16 protein-coding genes and 1 riboswitch are annotated in these 19,318 nt (G+C 68.5%); of the genes, 13 read left to right on the forward strand and 3 right to left on the reverse strand.

The features are described from left to right. Position 1: 1 nt before the first annotated feature. Positions 2 to 526 (forward strand): methylated-DNA--[protein]-cysteine S-methyltransferase, encoded by a 525-nt coding sequence (locus OSH07_RS07370; RefSeq protein WP_266337965.1) that lies wholly within the window; start codon positions 2 to 4, stop codon positions 524 to 526. Here OSH07_RS07370 and OSH07_RS07375 read toward each other — a convergent pair. After that, complete coding sequence (locus tag OSH07_RS07375; RefSeq protein WP_266337966.1) at positions 518 to 1,015, reverse strand: MarR family winged helix-turn-helix transcriptional regulator; 498 nt, start codon at positions 1,013 to 1,015, stop codon at positions 518 to 520. The two genes, OSH07_RS07370 and OSH07_RS07375, sit on opposite strands and share 9 nt — an antisense overlap. 84 nt (positions 1,016 to 1,099) lie before the next feature. Between OSH07_RS07375 and OSH07_RS07380 the strand changes: the two genes are divergently transcribed. The 3 genes from OSH07_RS07380 (at position 1,100) to OSH07_RS07390 (ending at position 4,361) form a co-directional block, all read left to right on the forward strand. Next, a complete protein-coding gene (locus OSH07_RS07380) occupies positions 1,100 to 1,978 on the forward strand; it encodes an EamA family transporter (protein WP_266337967.1) in 879 nt (292 codons plus the stop codon). 50 nt (positions 1,979 to 2,028) lie between these two features. After that, positions 2,029 to 2,394, forward strand: coding sequence for a DUF488 domain-containing protein (locus tag OSH07_RS07385; RefSeq protein ID WP_266337968.1), 366 nt, complete (start codon positions 2,029 to 2,031; stop codon positions 2,392 to 2,394). Positions 2,395 to 2,558: 164 nt separating this feature from the next. Continuing rightward, complete coding sequence (locus OSH07_RS07390; RefSeq protein ID WP_266337969.1) at positions 2,559 to 4,361, forward strand: heavy metal translocating P-type ATPase; 1,803 nt, start codon at positions 2,559 to 2,561, stop codon at positions 4,359 to 4,361. A gap of 88 nt (positions 4,362 to 4,449) precedes the next feature. On the opposite strand, the gene metE is transcribed toward OSH07_RS07390, so the two are convergent. After that, positions 4,450 to 6,810 carry a 5-methyltetrahydropteroyltriglutamate--homocysteine S-methyltransferase gene (metE, locus tag OSH07_RS07395; RefSeq protein ID WP_266337970.1) on the reverse strand — a complete coding sequence of 787 codons (2,361 nt, stop codon included), beginning with the start codon at positions 6,808 to 6,810 and terminating at the stop codon, positions 4,450 to 4,452. Between the two features lie 105 nt (positions 6,811 to 6,915). Continuing rightward, positions 6,916 to 7,138: riboswitch (cobalamin riboswitch) on the reverse strand. A gap of 58 nt (positions 7,139 to 7,196) precedes the next feature. Next, a complete protein-coding gene (locus OSH07_RS07400; RefSeq protein ID WP_266337971.1) occupies positions 7,197 to 7,547 on the reverse strand; it encodes an ArsC family reductase in 351 nt (116 codons plus the stop codon). Positions 7,548 to 7,877: 330 nt separating this feature from the next. On the opposite strand from OSH07_RS07400, the gene OSH07_RS07405 reads away from it, so the two are divergent. The 9 genes from OSH07_RS07405 (at position 7,878) to OSH07_RS07445 (ending at position 19,317) form a co-directional block, all read left to right on the forward strand. Then, positions 7,878 to 9,305 carry an efflux transporter outer membrane subunit gene (locus tag OSH07_RS07405; RefSeq protein ID WP_420909610.1) on the forward strand — a complete coding sequence of 476 codons (1,428 nt, stop codon included), beginning with the start codon at positions 7,878 to 7,880 and terminating at the stop codon, positions 9,303 to 9,305. Between the two features lie 111 nt (positions 9,306 to 9,416). Continuing rightward, a complete protein-coding gene (locus OSH07_RS07410; protein ID WP_266337972.1) occupies positions 9,417 to 10,643 on the forward strand; it encodes an efflux RND transporter periplasmic adaptor subunit in 1,227 nt (408 codons plus the stop codon). A gap of 4 nt (positions 10,644 to 10,647) precedes the next feature. Next, positions 10,648 to 12,624, forward strand: coding sequence for a MacB family efflux pump subunit (locus OSH07_RS07415; protein WP_266337973.1), 1,977 nt, complete (start codon positions 10,648 to 10,650; stop codon positions 12,622 to 12,624). 346 nt (positions 12,625 to 12,970) lie between these two features. Next, positions 12,971 to 14,452 carry a 4-hydroxyphenylacetate 3-hydroxylase family protein gene (locus OSH07_RS07420; protein WP_266337974.1) on the forward strand — a complete coding sequence of 494 codons (1,482 nt, stop codon included), beginning with the start codon at positions 12,971 to 12,973 and terminating at the stop codon, positions 14,450 to 14,452. A gap of 6 nt (positions 14,453 to 14,458) precedes the next feature. Beyond that, positions 14,459 to 15,664, forward strand: coding sequence for an amidase (locus OSH07_RS07425; RefSeq protein ID WP_266337975.1), 1,206 nt, complete (start codon positions 14,459 to 14,461; stop codon positions 15,662 to 15,664). Continuing rightward, a complete protein-coding gene (locus OSH07_RS07430; protein ID WP_266337976.1) occupies positions 15,661 to 16,584 on the forward strand; it encodes a polysaccharide deacetylase family protein in 924 nt (307 codons plus the stop codon). The genes OSH07_RS07425 and OSH07_RS07430 overlap by 4 nt, the downstream gene beginning before the upstream one ends. Further along, on the forward strand, positions 16,581 to 18,089 hold the full coding sequence (locus OSH07_RS07435) for an amidohydrolase family protein (RefSeq protein ID WP_266337977.1): 1,509 nt from the start codon (positions 16,581 to 16,583) through the stop codon (positions 18,087 to 18,089). Before OSH07_RS07430 ends, OSH07_RS07435 begins: the two co-directional genes overlap by 4 nt. Beyond that, positions 18,086 to 18,598 (forward strand): flavin reductase family protein, encoded by a 513-nt coding sequence (locus OSH07_RS07440; protein WP_266337978.1) that lies wholly within the window; start codon positions 18,086 to 18,088, stop codon positions 18,596 to 18,598. Before OSH07_RS07435 ends, OSH07_RS07440 begins: the two co-directional genes overlap by 4 nt. Then, positions 18,595 to 19,317: a maleate cis-trans isomerase family protein gene (locus OSH07_RS07445; protein WP_266337979.1), complete on the forward strand. Its 723-nt coding sequence runs from the start codon at positions 18,595 to 18,597 to the stop codon at positions 19,315 to 19,317. Before OSH07_RS07440 ends, OSH07_RS07445 begins: the two co-directional genes overlap by 4 nt. Position 19,318: the final 1 nt, after the last annotated feature.

Consider the following 19,318-nt stretch of genomic DNA (forward strand, 5'->3'; position numbering starts at 1 on the left):
CATGCCGATCCGGCTGACTGTCGAGACGTTCCGGACGCCAATCGGCGACATGCTGCTCGCCGCCGACCGTGACGGATTCTTGCGCGCGACGGATTATGTCGGATGCGAGGACCGACTCGATCGCCTGCTGGCGCGCCGGCTCGGCAGGGACGGCTTTTCTCTGGAGCCGGGCGCCGCGCCGGTGGCGATCACGGATGCGATGCGGGCCTATTTCGCCGGGGAGATCGCGGCGCTCGAACGGATCGCGGTGAAGACGGACGGCACGCCGTTCCAGCAGCAGGTCTGGCAGGCGCTGCGCGAGGTGCCGCCGGGCGCGCCGCTCGCCTATGGCCGGCTGGCGGAGCAGCTGGGCAGGCCGCAGGCCCCCCGCGCCGTCGGCCATGCCAATGGCGCCAATCCGTTCTGCGTCGTCATCCCCTGCCACCGGCTGGTCGGCGCCGACGGGGCGCTGACCGGTTATAGCGGCGGCACGGAGCGCAAGCGCTGGCTGCTCGATCACGAGGCGAGGCACCCGGCCTCAACCTAGCTCGCGCGCCGCGATCCCGGCCAGGAAGCTCCGCAGCAGCGGATCGAGCGCCGCCTGCTCCTCGGGCGACAGGATCGAGATCAGCCGCTTCTGCGTCTCGACATGCGCGGTCACCGCCGCGTCGATCGTGGCGAAGCCCGCCTCGGTCAGGGAGATCAGCAGGCTGCGCCGATCGTCCGGGTTCGGCAGGCGCACCACCAGTCCGGCCTTCTCGAGCTGATCGATCCGGTTGGTCAGCGTGCCCGAGGTGACCATCATCGTCGCCAGGAGATCCCCGGGCGAAAGCCGGTAGGGCGGCCCGGAACGGCGCAGCGGCGCCAGCACGTCGAAACTCGCCGCCGTCAGCCCGAACTGGGCGAGATTTTTGTCCATCTCGCGGGTGAGGTAATGCACGATCCGGCCCAGCCGGCCGATCGGTCCCATCGCCTCGACATCGAGGTCGGGCCGATGGTGGTTCCATTGCTTCAGGATTTCGTCGACGGCATCCATGGGACGACCATCGCCTCTGCGATATCTTGACGTCAAGACAAACTGATTTATCTTGAAGTCGAGATATCCCGCGAAAGTGCCGTCATGTCCCGCAATCTCGACCTGCTCCTGACGGCAATCGCGCCGACGATCTGGGGCACGACCTATCTGGTAACGACGGAACTGCTGCCGCCGGGGATTCCGCTCACGGTCTCGGTGCTGCGCGCCCTCCCTGCCGGCCTGCTGCTGCTCGTGGCGGTGCGCAGGCTGCCGCACGGCATCTGGTGGCCACGCGTCTTCGTGCTCGGCGCGCTCAATTTCTCGATCTTCTGGGCGATGCTATTCGTCTCGGCCTATCGGCTTCCCGGCGGCGTCGCCGCGACGGTGGGCGCCGTGCAGCCGCTGATCGTCATCCTGCTCGCCCGCCTGCTGCTCGGCACGGCCGTGCGACCGCTGGCGGTGCTCGCCGCCATCGTCGGCATGGCCGGCGTGGCGCTGCTGATCCTGACGCCGCAGGCGGCGCTCGATCCGATCGGCATCCTCGCCGGGCTCGTCGGCGCCGTGTCGATGGCCTGCGGCAACGTGCTGACGCGGCGCTGGCAGCCGCCCGTCTCGCCCCTGACCTTCACGGCCTGGCAGCTGACCGCCGGCGGCATCCTGCTGCTGCCGCTCGCGCTGTGGCTGGAGCCGATGCCGGCAGAGCTGACCGGCGCCAATGTGCTGGGCCTCGCCTATCTCGGCCTGATCGGCGCGGCGCTGACCTACACGCTGTGGTTCCGCGGCATCGAGCGGCTGGGGCCGCCGACCGTGTCGCCGCTCGGCTTCCTGAGCCCGCTCACCGCCGTCATCCTCGGCTGGGCCGCGCTCGGCCAGACATTGAGCCCGGCGCAGCTGATCGGCATGGTCGCCGTGCTCGGCAGCATCTGGTACGGCCAGCGCGTGCAGCGGCAACCGGCGAAGGCCGTCGCGCCGGCCACCGGCTGACGACGCTCCCGCGCTCTGGACCGAATGCCGCATTCCGGCGATGATCCGGCATGATCCTGCTGAAACGCATCTATGAGCCCGCCTCTGCCGCCGACGGCTTTCGCGTGCTGGTCGACCGGCTCTGGCCGCGCGGGATCAGCAAGGCGCGCGCCGGCGTCGATCTCTGGGCCAAGGAACTGGCGCCCTCGACGGAGCTGCGCACCTGGTTCCACCACGAGGCAGCGAACTGGGACGAGTTCGTCATCCGCTATCGCGCCGAGCTGGCCGCACAGCCGGACGCCGTCGCCGCCCTCCGCGCCCAATGCGCCGGCCGCACGACGACACTGCTGTATGGCGCCAAGGACGAGACCCACAATCAGGCGGTGGTGCTGAAGGCGATCCTGGAATCCGGGGATGCAGCCGGAGAAGACCGCTAGCACCGCCCCTCGCCCATCGACAGCCGCGAGAAAATGCGCTGCTGTCGCCAGACAGGTGCAACCGGGAGCCGAGCGGCTTTCCCGGGGAAGCTGCGCCGAAGCGAACGGGGCTGGGGATTTCGGGCAAGATGGAGCAGACGCGGCGACCCATCTGGTCGAGCAACATGGCGCTTCTCGCCGCGGCGCTCGGCGGTCTCTCGGCCGGCGCGCTGCTTTATCTCGTCGGCGGCCGCGGCGCGGCGTCCTTCGTCTGGGGCCTGGCAACGCTGCCGGTCCTGCTCAGCCTGCTGATCCAGATCGTCACCTCGCTCCGGCGCGGCGATGCCGGGCTCGACATCATCGCAGCGCTTTCCATGTCGGCGGCGCTCGCCTTCGGCGAGCCGCTCGCCGGCAACGTCGTAGCCCTGATGTATGCAGGCGGCCAGTTTCTCGAAAACTTTGCCGAGCGTCGCGCCCGCCGCGAGATGACCGCGCTACTCGGCCGGGTCGCCCGCACGGCGATGAAGCATGGCCCGGACGGGCTGCAGGAGGTGGCGATCGAGAGCCTGGCGCCCGGCGACCGGCTGCTGATCCGGCAAGGCGAGGTGCTCCCCGTCGATGGCGTCGTCGCCAGCCGGAGCGCCACGATCGAAACCTCGGCGCTGACCGGCGAATCCCTGCCCGTCACGGTCGAAAGCGGCGGCGAGGCGCTGAGCGGCACGACGGCGATCGGCCCGCCTTTCGATCTCACCGTGCTGCGCCCCGCCGCCGACAGCGCCTATGCGGGCATCGTGCGGCTCGTCGAGTCGGCGCAGCAATCGAAGGCGCCCTCGGTCCGCCTCGCCGATCGCTACGCGCTCTGGTTCCTCGCGCTGACGCTGCTGCTCTCCGGCGGCGCGTGGATCTGGACCGGCGACCCGATTCGCGCGCTTGCCGTGCTGGTAGTGGCGACACCCTGCCCGCTCATCCTCGCCGTACCCGTCGCGATCATCGCCGGCATCTCGCGGGCGGCCGGCGTCGGCGTTCTGGTCAAGGGCGGCGGCGCGCTGGAAGCGCTGGGCCGCGCCCGCGTCGCCGTGCTCGACAAGACCGGCACGCTGACCCATGGCCGCGCCGGACTCTCCGACATCTGGGCCGCGCCCGGCTTCGAGGCCGACGAGATCCTACGCCTCGCCGCCTCGCTCGATCAGGCTTCGACCCATGTCATGGCCGAGGCGCTGATCGAGGCCGCGCGGGCGCGCTCGCTCCGCCTCTCAACGCCGCAGAACGTGCTGGAGACGGCGGGCGCCGGGCTCGCGGGCATCGTCGACGGCCGCAAGGTCGCCGTCGGCGGCTCGATCTATGCGCGCGACCATGTCGGCGACAATGGCAGGATCGGCAAGCCGGCCTTCGCAAGCGGCGCCGCTACCGTCGACGTGGTCGTGGACGGCACGCTGGCCGGCGTGCTGGTGCTAGCCGATCCGATGCGCGGCGACGCGGCGACCGTCATCCAGCGCCTGCGCAAGGCCGGCATCGACCGCATCGTGCTGGCGACGGGCGATCGCGCCGCCGTGGCGAGGCCGCTGGTCGAGGCCCTGCGCATCGACGCGCTCAAGGCCGACCTGACGCCGCAGGAAAAGGTCGATGTCGTGCTGGAGGCGCGCAAGATCGGCCCCGTCATGATGGTAGGCGACGGCGTCAATGACGCACCGGCGCTCGCGGTCGCCGACGTGGGCGTCGCCATGGGCGCGCGCGGCGCGGCCGCCTCGTCGGAATCGGCCGATGTCGTGCTGCTGGTCGACCGGCTCGACCGCCTCGCCGATGCGATCGGAATCTCGCATCGCTCGGCAAAGATCGCGATGCAGAGCGTGGTCGTCGGGCTCGGCCTTTCGATCCTCGCCATGATCGCCGCCGCGCTCGGCTACCTGCAGCCACTGCAGGGCGCACTTCTGCAGGAGGCGATCGACGTCGCCGTGATCCTGAACGCGCTGCGCGCCCTGCGAGGATAACCGCGCAAGCCGTTGGCCGGACTCGCCTTTGTCGGCCTCGCCTTTCGCCATGCCGGAGAGGGCTCCCCGGCATGGCTGACACCCGGAGTTACTCCGTGGCTTCGGCGAAGCGCGCCCGCAATTGCCGGGCGGCTGCCACCATGTTGACGAGCGCCGGGCGGACTTCCTCCCATTTGCGCGTCTTCAGCCCGCAATCCGGATTGACCCAGATCTGGCTCGCCCGCAGGCGCTCGACCGCCTTGTCGAGCAGGTCGGTCATCTCTGCTACCGCCGGCACGCGCGGCGAGTGGATGTCGTAGATGCCCGGCCCGATGTCGTTCGGATAATTGTCGCCGACGAAGGCTTCGAGCAGCTCCATCTTCGAGCGCGACGTCTCGATCGAGATCACGTCGGCATCCATCGCCGCGATGGCGTCGATGATGTCGTTGAACTCGGAATAGCACATGTGGGTGTGGATCTGGGTCCGGTCAGCGACGCCCGAGGCGCAGAGCCGGAAGCTCTCGACGGCCCAGGCGAGATAGGGACCCCATTCGCCGCGCCGGAGCGGCAGGCCCTCGCGCAGCGCCGCCTCGTCGATCTGGATCATGCACGCGCCGGCCTTCTCGAGATCCTGCACCTCGTCGCGGATGGCGAGCGCGATCTGCCGGCATGCGACACTGCGCGGAACGTCGTCGCGCACGAACGACCAGTTCAGGATCGTCACCGGTCCGGTCAGCATGCCCTTCATCGGCTTGCTCGTCACCGACTGGGCATAGCGCCACCATTCGACCGTCATCGGCTTCGGCCGCGACACGTCGCCGAACAGGATCGGCGGCCGCACATAGCGCGAGCCATAGCTCTGCACCCAGCCGGACTTGGTGAAGGCGAAGCCGGCGAGCTGTTCGCCGAAATACTGCACCATGTCGTTGCGCTCGAACTCGCCATGGACGAGCACGTCGAGCCCGATTTCCTCCTGCCAGCGGATCGCCGCCTCGGTCTCATGGCACAGGAACGCCTCATAGGCGGTGTCGTCCAGGGCGCCCTTGGCATGCGCGGCGCGCGCCTTGCGCACCTCTGACGTCTGCGGGAAGGAGCCGATCGTCGTCGTCGGGAAGGCCGGCAGGTCGAGCACGCCCTGCTGCAGCGCGTGCCGCTCGACAAACGGGCTCGCCCGCCGCGCTTGCTCGGCGGTGACGGCGGCGGAGCGGGCCGCCACGGCGGCGTCATGAACCCGGGGCGACGTCGAACGCGTGCCGACGGCAAGCACCGAGGCGGCGATCTCGGCGGCGACGCTCTCGCGCCCGCCCGCCAGCGCCCGGCCGAGGCTCGCCAGTTCGCCCATCTTCTGGACGGAGAAGGCCAGCCAGCTCTTCAGCTCGGCGTCGAGTTCGGTTTCCTGTTCCAGGTCGATCGGCACATGCAGCAGCGAACAGGACGAAGCGATCTGGATATGATCCGAACCCCGGCGCGCCACCACCGGCTCCAGCCGGTCGAGCAGGGTGGCGAGATTGGCGCGCCAGATGTTGCGGCCGTCGATGACACCAAGCGACAGCACGAGCCCGCGCGGCGCCTTCGCCAGCACGGCATCGAGCTGCTCCGGCGCGCGAACGAGATCGAGATGCAGGCCCGCGACGGGCAGCTCCAGCGCGGTGTCGAGATTGTCGCCGAGCGCGCCGAAATAGGGGGTGAGCATCAGCTTCAGCTTGGGCAGCGCATAGGCGAACATGCCGTAGGCGACGCGGAGCGCCTGCCGGCTCTTGTCGTCGAGGTCGAGGACGAGGCAGGGCTCGTCAATCTGCACCCATTCGGCGCCGTTCGCCGCCAGCCGGCGCAGCATCTCGACATAGGCCGGCAGCAGGCCGGGCAGCAGCGACAGCGGATCGAGCGAGGCATCCTTGCTCTTGCCGAGTTTCAGATAGCTGACGGGACCGAGCAGCACCGGCCGCGTCTCGTAGCCGAGCGCCTTCGCCTCCAGATATTCGTCAAGCGGCTTGGTCGCGGCGAGGCTGAAGCGCTGCCCGGCCGTGAATTCCGGCACCATGTAGTGGTAGTTGGTGTCGAACCACTTCGTCATTTCGAGCGCCGGCACGCCCTGCCCCGCGCCGTGATGATGATGCCCGCAATCCGCATGCGCGCCATCGCCCTGGCTGCCGCGCGCCATGGCGAAATAGGTGTCGAGCGGCACCGGGCCGCCGGTCCAGCCATAGATCTCCGGGATCGCCCCGACCATGAGGCTGGTGTCGAGCACATGGTCATAGAGCGAGAAATCGTTCGACGGGATGTTGGTGACGCCGAGCGCATGCTGGCGCGCCCAGTTGGAGGCGCGAAGCGCGGCGGCGCTGGCGAGCAGGTCATCGGAGCGGCTCTTGCCGGACCAGTAGCTTTCGAGGGCAGACTTGAGCTCGCGGCGCGGACCGATCCGCGGCGTACCGAGCGTGCTGACAGGCAGCGTGGAAGGAGAAGGAGACATCGGCTTACCCCAAATGTTTGGGGGCAAAGGCCGAGCGGACGCATGCGTAGAATCCCGGCGCGAAGAACGGCGGGCGCAAGCGCACCACCGGGACACCCCGCCCAGGGACGTTATGAGGTCGCGGCAGGTCTCCTGGCTCGCGGGTCGCCGCCCCGGCCCGGCCTTCCCGAAGCTCTCGCTTCAGTGACACGGAATGGACCCGGGCTCGCCGCTCACAGTTGCGGGGGCAGCTCCGGCATTGCCCGCCCCTTCGGACAGACGCACCGGATTCCCTCTTAGCCCTGGCGCCGCGCAGACGGCCCAGGGAACCACGACGCCCGACTCCTAGGCGTCGTGCCGCCCTCCGTCAAGCGGGATATAAAGATATCCTTATATCAACATGAGGCCTATTCGAACGCCGCCGCATAGATCTCCGGCTTGAAGCCGGCCAGCAGGCGACCGTCGCCGAGATCGAGGATCGGCCGCTTGATCATCGAGGGCTGCGCCTGCATCAGGCCGATCGCCTTGCTGGCGTCGAGATCCTGCTTGTCGGCGTCTTCGAGCTTGCGGAACGTCGTTCCCGCCCGGTTCAGCACCGTCTCCCAGCCCAGCTCGCCGACCCAGCGATCGAGATGGGCGCGATCGATGCCCTCGGCCTTGTAATCATGGAACGCATAGGAAATGCCATTGGCATCAAGCCACTGCCGGGCTTTCTTCATCGTGTCGCAGTTCTTGATGCCGTAGATCGTGACCGTCACGCCGTCTTTCTCCTGTGAGGCAGGCTGGCTGGATCCAGCCGCCCGCGATTCCCTGCGCCGATCATAGCGGCTGCCACGCCAGACATGCAGATCCGGCCTCCGCGAAGGCCGCGTGCAAGACGCCGCAGCGCAATCTGCATGCGGCCATGCGCCCTGCCGGGCGGCGTTGACGGGCCGTCGAGCCGACGAATATAGCTAGCCTTCATTATAATTAATTTGGATTCACACTTGCTTCTTCAAAGGCTTCCGGTCGCCCGGCAATTTGCGGAACCGCGCTCCGGACAGGCTCCATCCGGAGCATCCCAGCGCACGTCCGCCAGACTGTCCCGTCTGGGGCTGCTGCTTGCCCTGACGACGGCGCTCGGCGGCTGCGTCGTCGTCGGGCCGGATGTCGAGAAGCCGACAGTCTCGCTGCCGATGAAATGGAGCGCCGGCTCCGCGGTCAAGCCGTCGAAGCCGCCGGAGCTGTCGCAATGGTGGCAACACCTCGGCGACCCGATGCTCGATGATCTGGTGAACGAGGCCGTCGCCGGCAATCTCGACGTCGCCACCGCCAAGGCCAGCATCCGCGAAGCGCGCGCCAGCTACCGCCAGACGGTCGGCACGCTTCTGCCGTCGGCCAATGGCAGCGGCGCCGCCACGCGCAGCAAGAGCAATGGCGACGTCTCCAGCCAGTTCCAGGCCGGGCTCGACGCCAGCTGGGAGCTCGACCTCTTCGGCGGCAACAAGCGCGCCGTCGAGGCGGCCCGCTATGGCATGGATGCGGCCGAGGAAGAATTGCGCGCGGCTCTGCTCACCATGATCGGCGACGTCGCCAGCAACTATGTCACCGCCCGCGGCTACCAGGCCCGCATCGCGCTCGCCAGGCGCACGGCGGCATCGCAGCGCGAGACGGCGGCGATCACCCGCAACAAATTCGAGGCCGGCGGCGCCACCGCCGCCGACGTCGCAACGGCCGAGGGCCAGGCCAGCAGCACCGAGGCCGGCATCCCGTCGCTCGAAGCCGCCTATGCCGAGACCGTGCACCGCCTCTCCGTCCTGACCGGCCGCGCTCCCGGCGCCCTGGTCGAGCGGATGAAGAAGCCGAAACCGGTCCCGGCGCCGCGCCTGCCCATTCCGGCCGGCATCCCGGCCGATATCCTCACCGCCCGCCCGGATGTCCGCCTCGCCGAGGCGCAATATGCGAGCGCGACGGCGAAGATCGGCCAGGCCGAGGCGGCGCGCTATCCAAGCGCCAGCCTGACCGGCAACATCGCCACCAACGGTGCCAAGCTCGGCGATCTCGGCAAGAGCTCGTCGATCAGTTGGGCCTTCGGTCCCACCCTGACGGTGCCGATCTTCAACGGCGGCCAGCTGAAGGCCGCGGTCGAGGTGACGCAGGCCCAACGCGACCAGAGCTTCATCGCCTATCAGGCGGCGGTACTGACTGCGCTCGAAGACGTCGAGAACGCCATCGTCGCGCTGTCGCAGGAGCGCATCCGCTCCGGCAAGCTCGCCTCGGCCGCCCGCTCCTATGGCGAGGCCAACACCGTCGCCCGCACGCTGTTCCAGGCCGGCTCCTCCAGCTTCCTCGACGTGCTGACCGCCGAGCGTTCGCTCTATTCGGCCTCGGACGCCCTGATCGAAAGCCGCGTCGCCATCGCCACCGACTATATCGCGCTCAACAAGGCGCTCGGCGGCGGCTGGAGCGGCACGATCGACAGTTCGAAGCCGGTCATCGTCGACAAGCGAACGGGCCCGCATATTGCCCGGCAATAGTCGCCAGCGCCGCCGCTTTCTCCACCCCGACATCGCCTCGCCGACACCGTGCGCCGCTTCCCTGCGCACCCGGCCCAAGGCAGTCCAGCCCTATTTCGGAAAACGCCCCGCATGAGCACGAACCCCAAAGGCAGGCGCTCCCGCCTCCCCCTCCTGATCCTCGCGCTCATCGTGCTGGCGGGCGCCGGCTACGCCTTCCGCTCCAGCATCACCGGCGCCAAGGCACCGGCGATGATGACGGCAACCGTCTCGACCGGAAACGTCGAGGAGACGGTCCTGGCGACCGGTACGCTGAAGCCGTCCAAGCTCGTCGCCGTCGGCGCGCAGGTCTCCGGCCGCGTCACCGCGCTCAAGGTCGAGCTCGGCCAGCAGGTGAATAAGGGCGACCTGATCGCCGAGATCGACTCGGTCACGCAGGAGAACGCGCTCCGCACCTCCAAGGCCGCGCTCGCCAATATCCGGGCCCAGCGCGTCGAGAAGGAAGCCTCGCTGCTACTCGCCGAGCAGACGCTGGCGCGACAGAAATCCATGCTGGCGCAGAAGGCCGTCTCGCAGGCCGATTTCGAGACGGCGGACGCCAACGTCAAGACGACCCGCGCCCAGATCGAGGCGCTCGACGCTAGCATCATCGAGGCGGAAGTCGCGGTTTCGACCGCCGAGGCCAATCTCGGCTACACCCAGATCACCGCGCCGATCGACGGCACCGTGCTCGCCGTCGTCACCCAGGAAGGCCAGACGGTCAACGCCGCCCAGTCGGCGCCGACCATCGTCATCATGGGCCAGCTCGACGTGATGACGGTGCGCGCCGAAATCTCCGAGGCCGACATCGTCCGGGTCAGCGCCGGGCAGCCGATCTATTTCACCATCCTGAGCGATCCGGAGCGGCGCTACGAGGCGACGCTCGCCTCGATCGAGCCGGCGCCGGAATCGATCCGCAGCGACAGCAGCTTCTCGACCTCGTCGACGACGACCTCCTCCTCGTCGACCTCGTCGGCGATCTACTACAACGGCATCTTCAACGTCCCGAACGAGGACGGCCGGCTCCGCACCTACATGACGGCCGAAGTCCATATCGTGCTCGGCAAGGCCAACGATGTGCTGACGGTCCCGGCCGTGGCCCTCGGTCCGCGCAACGCCGATGGCAGCTACACCGTTCGTGTCGTCGAGGGCGACAAGATCACGCCGCGCAAGGTAGATATCGGCCTCAACGACAAGGTCATCGCCGAGGTCAAGTCGGGCCTCAAGGCCGGCGACAAGGTCGTCACCGGCGAGGGCTCCGCGACCGCCTCCGCCGCCGGTTCGCGCCGGATGGGCGGCCCGCCGCCGATGGGGTTCTGAGCGAATGCACGCCCCGAACACCGCCGAACCGCTGATCACGCTATCCGACCTGCGCCGGGAGTTTCCCTCCGGCGACGGCACGATCGCGGTGCTCAAGGACGTTGACCTCTCGATCGCCGCCGGCGAGATGGTGGCGATCGTCGGCGCGTCCGGCTCCGGCAAGTCGACGCTGATGAACATTCTTGGCTGCCTCGACCGGCCGACCTCCGGCAGCTATCGCATCTCCGGCCGCGAGACCTCGCTGCTGGAGCCGGACGAACTGGCGGCGCTGCGACGCGAGCATTTCGGCTTCATCTTCCAGCGCTATCACCTGCTCGCCGAACTGACCGCGCTCGGCAATGTCGAGATCCCGGCCGTCTATGCCGGCCAGTCGCCACAGGACCGGCAGGTCCGCGCCGCCGCCCTGCTCGGCCGCCTCGGCATGGCCGACCGCACCGACCACCGCCCCGGCCAGCTTTCCGGCGGCCAGCAGCAGCGCGTCTCGATCGCCCGCGCCCTGATGAACGGCGCCAACGTCATCCTCGCCGATGAGCCGACCGGCGCGCTCGACAAGCACAGCGGCGAGGAAGTGCTGAAGATCCTCGAGGAGCTGCACGCCGAGGGCAAGACGGTCATCATCGTCACCCATGACATGGCGGTCGCCGCGCGCGCCGAGCGCATCATCGAGATCAGCGACGGAGTCATCATCTCCGATACGCGCAAGCCGAAGGAGCCGCTCTCCCCGGCCATCGGCCACGCCGCGCCGAAGGCGCAGAGGAAAGGCAGCCGCTGGGGCTCGATCCTCGATCGCGGCCGCGAGGCGCTGCGCATGGCGCTGCTCTCCATGCGGGCCCACAAGCTGCGCACCTTCCTGACCATGCTCGGCATCATCATCGGCATCGCCTCGGTGGTCAGCGTCGTCGCGCTCGGCGAGGGATCGCGCCAGAAGGTGCTCGCCAACATCTCCGGGCTCGGCACCAACACGCTGGAGATCTTCGCCGGCAAGGATTTTGGCGACATGCGCTCGGGCAAGATCACCACGCTGGTGGTCGCCGACGCCAACGAGCTTGCAAAGCAGCCCTATGTCGCCGCCGTCACGCCGACCGTCTCCACCTCGAGCTCGGTGCGCTTCGGCTCCAAGGAGGCGAGCGCGCTCGTCAACGGCGTCAGCGAACAGTATTTCGCCGCCAAGGGCACGACGCTCGCGGCCGGCCAGTTCTTCGACGCCGCAAGCGTCCGCTCGATGGCGCAGGACGTCGTCATCGACGAGAACACCCGCAAGGCGCTGTTTTCCGACTTCGACGGCAGTCCCGTCGGCCAGGTGATCCTGATCGGCCAGGTCCCGGCGCGCATCGTCGGCATCGCCAAGCCGCAGCAGGGCGGCTTCGGATCGAGCCAGAACCTGTCGCTGTTCCTGCCCTACACCACCGTGCAGGCCCGCTTCCTCGGCAGCACGTCGCTGCGCAGCATCACGGTCCGCGTCGCCGACGATGTCGCGACGGACCTCGCCGAGGCCGCGGTCACCACCTTCCTGACCCAGCGCCATGGCACCAAGGACTTCTTCGTCCTCAATACCGACGACATCCGCCAGACCATCACCGCGACAACGGCGACGCTGACGTTGCTGGTCGCCTCGATCGCCGTGATCTCGCTGATCGTCGGCGGCATCGGCGTCATGAACATCATGCTGGTGTCGGTGTCGGAGCGCGTCTCGGAAATCGGCGTGCGCATGGCGGTCGGCGCGCGGCAGGGCGACATCCTGCAGCAATTCCTGATCGAGGCGATCCTGGTCTGCCTGATCGGCGGGCTGATCGGCATCGGCACGGCGCTCGGCTTCGGCGTCCTGTTCAGCATCTTCAGCTCGAATTTCAGCCTGATCTATTCGACCACCTCGATCGTCATGGCGTTCCTGTGCTCCAGCCTGATCGGCGTCGTCTTCGGCTATCTGCCGGCCCGCAACGCCTCGCAGCTCGATCCCGTCGTGGCGCTGGCGAAGGGTTAGTCCAGCCCGTCGCGGCCTGCGATTTGCTTGGCATGGATGAGGTTCGGATCTTCGCGTGCGCACCACGCGTCGATCCGGGCCGGTCACGATGCCCGCAGATCGGACGACACAATGCCCAGAAGCGCGCCCTGCCTGATAAAGCAGCAACTGCCTATCGCACCTGCTCGCTGCCGAGCTTGACGCGTGAGGCGGCCAGCGCATAGCTTTCGGGGAGCAGCGCCGAACCCGATATTGGGCGGCCAAGCTTCCTGCCTCGGCAGAGCGTCTTCTCCCCCTCTATCCGCTTACGATCGCGGAGGGCAAAAGCCCGGCATCGTGGCCTCCAGCTCGCTCAGCAGGAACAGCCATGGTCAAGAACGGCAAGACACACATCGAAAGCCTGCGCGACGGTCGCTCGATCTATATCGACGGACGGCGCGTCGCCGATGTGACGACGGATCCCGCCTTTGCAAACGCGGTCGCGACCGCCGGCAGCTTCTACGATTTCCAGGCGGCGCCGGAAAACATCGAGGCGATGACCTTCCGCTCGCCGAAGACCGGCGAACAGGTCAGCCGTGGCTGGCAACTGCCGAAGAACCATCGCGAGCTGGTGGAACGCCGCAAGGCGCTGGAGCAATGGGCCGGGCTGACCTGCGGCATGATCGGCCGCTCGCCCGACCACGTCGCCTCGACCTTCGCCGGCTTCCGCATGGGCCTCTCCGCCTTCCGCGACCATGACCCGGCCCGCGCCGACGCGCTCGAGGGCTATTACGACTACGCCCGCGACAACGACCTCTACCTCTCCTACGTCATCATCAACCCGCAGTCCGACAAGGCGAAGACGGCGAGCGGCCAGCCGGACCCGCACCTCGTCGCCTCGATCGTCGACGAGGACAGCACCGGCATCACCATCCGCGGCGCCAAGATGCTGGCGACCAGCGGCGTGATGGCGAACGAGATGATGGTCTCGGGCTTCAACGCGCTGCAGGCCGGCGACGAGGCCTATGCCTTCACCGCCGCGCTGCCGATCGGCGAGAAGGGCCTGACGCTGATGTCGCGCCGCAGCTACGAGCAATCGGCGACCTCGACCTTCGACTATCCGCTTTCGTCCCGCTTCGACGAAAACGACGCCGTCGTCCATTTCGACGATGTGAAGATCCCGTGGGACCGCGTCTTCGTCCACAAGGACCTGAAGATGGCGCAGGCGCAGTGGCACGACACGCGCGCGCACGTCTTCCAGAACTACCAGTGCATCATCCGGTTGATGGTGAAGGTGAAGTTCCTGCTCGGCCTCGCCCGCAAGATCGCCGAGCTCAACAACATCATCAACTATCCGCAGGTACGCGAAACGCTGGGCCTGCTCGCCGCCAAGGTCAACAACATCGAGGCGCTCATCATCGCGATGGAAGCCTCGGGCGAATATTTCAACGGCTACTACGTGCCGAACCGGACCATCCTCTGCACGGCGCAGGTGATCGCGCAGACGACCTATCCCGAGATCATCGAGGCGATCCGCACGCTCTCGGGCGGCGGCATGATCATGGTTCCCTCCTCGATCGCCGATTTCGAGACGCCCGAGACGCGCGCCATCATCGAGAAGACGCAGCGTTCCGTCGTCACCGACGCGGTCGGCCGGGTCAAGCTGATGAAGCTCGCCTGGGACGCGGTCGGATCCGAGTTCGGCTCGCGCCACCTGCAATACGAGATGTTCTATTCCGGCCCGACCTTCGTCACGCGCGGCAACGCCTTCCGCTTCTTCGACTGGGACGGCGTCAAGGGCTTCGTCGACGAGTTCCAGGCGACCTACGGCCTGCCGGAAAACCCGTCCCTGCTGTCGGCGGCCGAGTGACCGGCCATGAACGCACGTATTGCTGACCCGGCGGCGGAAATCCGTTCGCTCGCCTTCGTCGACCATGGACCGGCGCCGTTCCGGTTCTCCGAGACCGGGCCGCTCGCCGACCTGAGCTTCGCGGTCAAGGACCTGTTCGATGTCGCCGGCAGCGTCACCGCCTGCGGCAACCCCGACCGGCTGCGCGACGGCCAGCCAGCGGTGGCGACCGCGCCATCCGTGCTCGTCCCGCTCGTCGCCGGCGCAAGACTGGTCGGCAAAACCCATACCGACGAAGTCGCCTGCGGCATGTTCGGGATGAACCCGCATTTCGGCACACCGATCAACCCGAACGCGCCGGACCGCGCGCCCGGCGGCTCGTCGAGCGGCTCGGCTTCCGCCGTCGCGGCCGGCCTCGCCGATTTCGCGCTCGGCACCGACACGGGCGGCTCGATCCGCGTTCCAGCGAGCTTCTGCGGGCTCTATGGCCTGCGCACCACCTTCGGCCGCGTCTCGGTCGCCGGCATCATGGCGATGGCGCCGAGCTTCGACACGGTCGGCTGGCTGGCGCGTGATCCGAAGACGCTGCGACGTGTCAGCGAGGCCTATTTCGGCGCCATAGGACCGCAGGCCGCGCCACGCCTGATGATCGCCCGCGACGCCTTCGACATCCCCGTCAACGGCATAGGCGATGCCCTGCTGCCGATCGCCCGCTCGCTCGGCGCGGCGACCGAGATCCGCCTGTTCGAGGACGGCATCGCGCCCTGGCTCGATACCTTCCGGCCGCTGCAACTGCACGACCTTTGGTCGACCCTCGGCGCCTGGGGCACCGCGCCGGGCCGAAACCTGAGCCAGGCGGTCGAGGAGCGCATCGCGCTTTCGGCGACGGTTCCGGCCGAGGCGGTCGCCGCCGCGATCCCGCGCCGCGAGGCGCTGACCGACCGGCTGGTCGACTGGCTCGGCGACGACGGCATGATCGTCATCCCGACGGCGCACGACCTGCCGCCACGCCGCGATGCGCCCGTCTCGGCGCAGGTGGAATTCCGCGAGAAGACGCTTGCGCTGACCTGCGTCGCCAGCCTGACACGGCTGCCGCAGATCGCGATTCCCGCGACCGTGATCGACGGCTGCCCGGTTGGGCTCTCGCTTGTCGCCGGACCGCGCGGCGAGGCGCGCCTACTCGCCTTCGCCGAAGCGCTCGGCAACCTGCTCGCCGATCGGCCGCGCCCATGAGGCCCGTCCCGAACGGAGCGCGCGACTTCGTCGGCTATGGCCGCACCCCGCCCGACCCGAAATGGCCGGACGGCGCGCGCCTCGCCGTCGTCTTCGTGCTTAATGTCGAGGAAGGCGCCGAGCCGTCGATCGCCGATGGCGACGCCGGCTCCGAGACGGGCCTGACCGACGCCATTCCAGGCGAGGTCGCGGCCGGACGGCGCGACTTCGTCGCCGAGACGCTGTTCGAGTATGGCAGCCGCGTCGGCTTCTGGCGCCTGCACGATCTCTTCATCGACCTTGGCGTCCCCCTCACGATCAATGCCTGCTCGCAGGCGCTGGAGCGCAACGCGGAAATCGCGGGCGCCATCCGCGAGGGCGACCTGGACCTCTGCTGCCATGGCGAGCGCTTCGTCCGGCCCTACCGCATGGACGAGGCAGAGGAACGCGCGGCGATCACCCGCGCCGTCGCCAGCCTGAAACGGACGGTCGGCCGCGCTCCGCTCGGCTGGCAGAGCCGCTATTCGTCGAGCGAGAACACCCGCGCCCTGCTCGCCGAGCATGGCGGCTTCCTCTACGATTCCGACTCCTACGCCGACGACCTGCCCTACTGGGTCGAGGTATCGGGCGCGCCGCATCTCGTCGTGCCGCACAGCTTCACCCACAACGACAACCGCCTGGCGACGGCGAAGCTCGCGACGGCGGCCGAGTTCACCGATCATCTCTCCAGCGCCTTTCGCGTGCTCTACGCCGAAGGCGCGCGCCACCCGCGCATGATGACCGTCAGCCTGCATGGCCGCATCTCCGGCCAGCCGTCTCGCTTCGAGGGCATCCAACGCTTCCTCGATTTCGCGCTTGGCCACGACGACGTCTGGTTTGCCGGCCGCTCGGAGATCGCACGGCATTGGATCGCCAATCATCCGCCGGAGGTCGGTGCATGACCACCTCGCGCATCCTGATCACCAACGGCCTCGTCGCCGATCCAGCATCCGAGGCGGTCACCACCCGCGATTTGCTGATCGAGGACGGCCGCATCCGCGCCATCTCAGCGCCCGGCAGCATCGACGCCGGCGACGCGATCCGCCATGACGCGACCGACCGGCTGATCCTGCCCGGCCTCGTCAACGCCCACACCCATGGCCACGCCAATCTGATGAAGGGCGTCGCCGACCGCTGGACGCTGGAAGCCTCGCTCACCAACGGACCCTGGCTCGGCGGCGCGCGCGACCCGGAGACGATCTATCTCTCGACGCTGGTCGGCGCGCTCGACATGCTGTCGAAGGGCTGCACCGCCTGCTTCGATCTCGTCTACGAGTTTCCCCGGCCGACGCCGGAAGGCTTCATGGCGGTAGCGCGCGCCTATGCCGACGCCGGCATCCGGGCCGTGCTCGCGCCGATGGTGGCCGACAAGACGCTTTTCACCGCCATTCCGGGCCTGTTCGACTCCCTCCCAGACGATCTGCGCCAGGCGGTTGGCGGCTTCGCGCTCGGCTCCGGCGACGAGACCATCGCCGCCATCGAGGCGATCGCGGCGATGCGCAACCAGCTTCCCCTCGGCATCGAACTCGCCATAGCGCCGACCATCCCGCACCACTGCTCCGAGCGCTTTCTGCGCCAATGCGTCGATCTGGCCGATCGCCGCGACCTGCCGATCCACATGCACATCGCGGAATCGCGGTTGCAGGCGACGGTGGCGCGTGAGCTCTGGGGCGTCTCGCCGGTCCGCCGCCTCGCCGATCTCGGCGTGCTGCGCCCCGACTTCATCGCCGCGCATGCGGTCTGGCTCGACAATAGCGATCTCGACCTGCTGGCGACGCACCAATGCGCCGTGGCCCATATCCCGGCCAGCAACTTCCGGCTCGGCTCCGGCGTCGCCCATGTCCGGCCGATGCTCGAACGCGGCATTCCGGTCGGTCTCGCCACCGACGGCGCCAATTCCTCCGACGCGCTCAGCATGCTGCAGGCGATCCGGCTCGCCTCCTACGCCTCGCGCGCCTTCGACAGCCGGCGCGAGGACTGGCTCGGCGCAGCGGAAACGCTGCGGCTGGCGACCGCCGGCAGCGCCGGTCTGCTCGGGCACCACTCGGGCGGCCGGATCGCGACCGGTGCCAACGCCGATCTTGTCTTCTTCGATCTCGGCCATATCGACTTCATGCCGCTGACCGATCCGCTCAACCAGGTGGTGACGGCGGCGGACTCGGCCTCCGTCACGGACGTCATGGTCGCTGGCCGCTTCGTCGTCGCCGACCGACGTTCGACGACGATCGACCCGGCCTCGATCCGCGGCCGCGTCGCCGAGGCCGTCGCCCGGCTCGCGACCGACCTCGCCGGGGCCAGGGCGCTCGCCGGCCGCATCGAGCCGCACGCGGTCGCCTTTGCCCACGCTGCGCGCAGCCAGCCGCTTCCGATCTCCCGCCTGCTTCCGCTCGAAGGCGACAATCCATGACAGCCCTGACCCAGACCTTCGACACGACGCAGTTCCGCCAGGCCTGTTCGACCTTCCTGACGGGCGTCGCGGTCGTCACCACCGCGCTCGGCGAGGTGAAGACGGCGATGACGATCAACTCGTTCTCGTCCGTCTCGCTCGATCCGCCGCTGGTGCTCTGGAGCCTGCGCGACCGGGCCTGGTCGCGTCCGGTGTTCGAGGAAGCCGGCCACTTCGCCATCAACATCCTGGCCGCCGACCAGATCGAGACGGCCCGGCAGTTCGCCCGGCCCGGTCCCTATGCGCCGGACGGCCACGCAATCACGGACTCGCAACGCGGCCTGCCATTGCTGACCGACGCGCTCGCCCATCTCGAATGCGAGACCCGCCAGATCCTCGACGGCGGCGATCATCGCATCCTCATCGGCGAGGTCGTCGCGCTTTCCTGCCGCGACGGCGCGCCGCTCGCCTTCTACCAGGGCCGGATGACGGCCGGCCTTCCCGCCCTCGAAACTTCCGGATTGTCATGACCATCGCCCGCATCGGCCATATCACCCCCTCTTCCAATACGGCGCTGGAGCCCCTCACCTACGCGATGAACCGTCCGCTGGACGGCAAGCTCGCGCATCATTTCTCCCGCATCCGTGTCACCCATCTCGCGCTGGAGGCGAGTTCGGAGGCGCAGTTCCAGATGGAGCCGATGCTGGCCGGCGCGCGGCTGCTGGCCGATGCGCCGCTCGACGCCATCCTCTGGAACGGCACCTCGGCAAGCTGGCGCGGGCTCGAACACGACATCGCGCTCTGCCAGGCGATCACCGAAGAGACCGGCGTCGTCGCCTCGACCTCGACCATCGCCTTCTTCAAGGCGTTTCGCGAGAAGGGCTGGAGCCGCATCGCGCTCGCCGTGCCCTATACCGAGGACATCACCCGCCAGATCGCCGTCGAATATGGCCGTCAGGGCTTTCCGGTGGTCGGCTCGGCCCACCTCGGCGTGCGCGAGAACATCGAGATCGGCGCCACCGGCCCGGAGCCGATCCGTGCGCTCTTGCGCGAAGCGGCGAAGAGCAAGCCGGACTGCATCGCCGTCGTCTGCACCAATTTCAACGCCACCGAGCTCGTCGAGGAAATGGAGGCCGAGCTCGGCATACCGATCGTCGACTCGATCGCCGTGACTTTCTGGGAGGCGTGCCGGCTCGCCGGCATCTCGACACCAATCGCCGGCTGGGGGCGGCTTCTGGCCGAAGGCTAGG

This window comes from Kaistia nematophila (assembly GCF_026343855.1).
In the GTDB taxonomy this organism is placed as follows: domain Bacteria; phylum Pseudomonadota; class Alphaproteobacteria; order Rhizobiales; family Kaistiaceae; genus Kaistia; species Kaistia nematophila.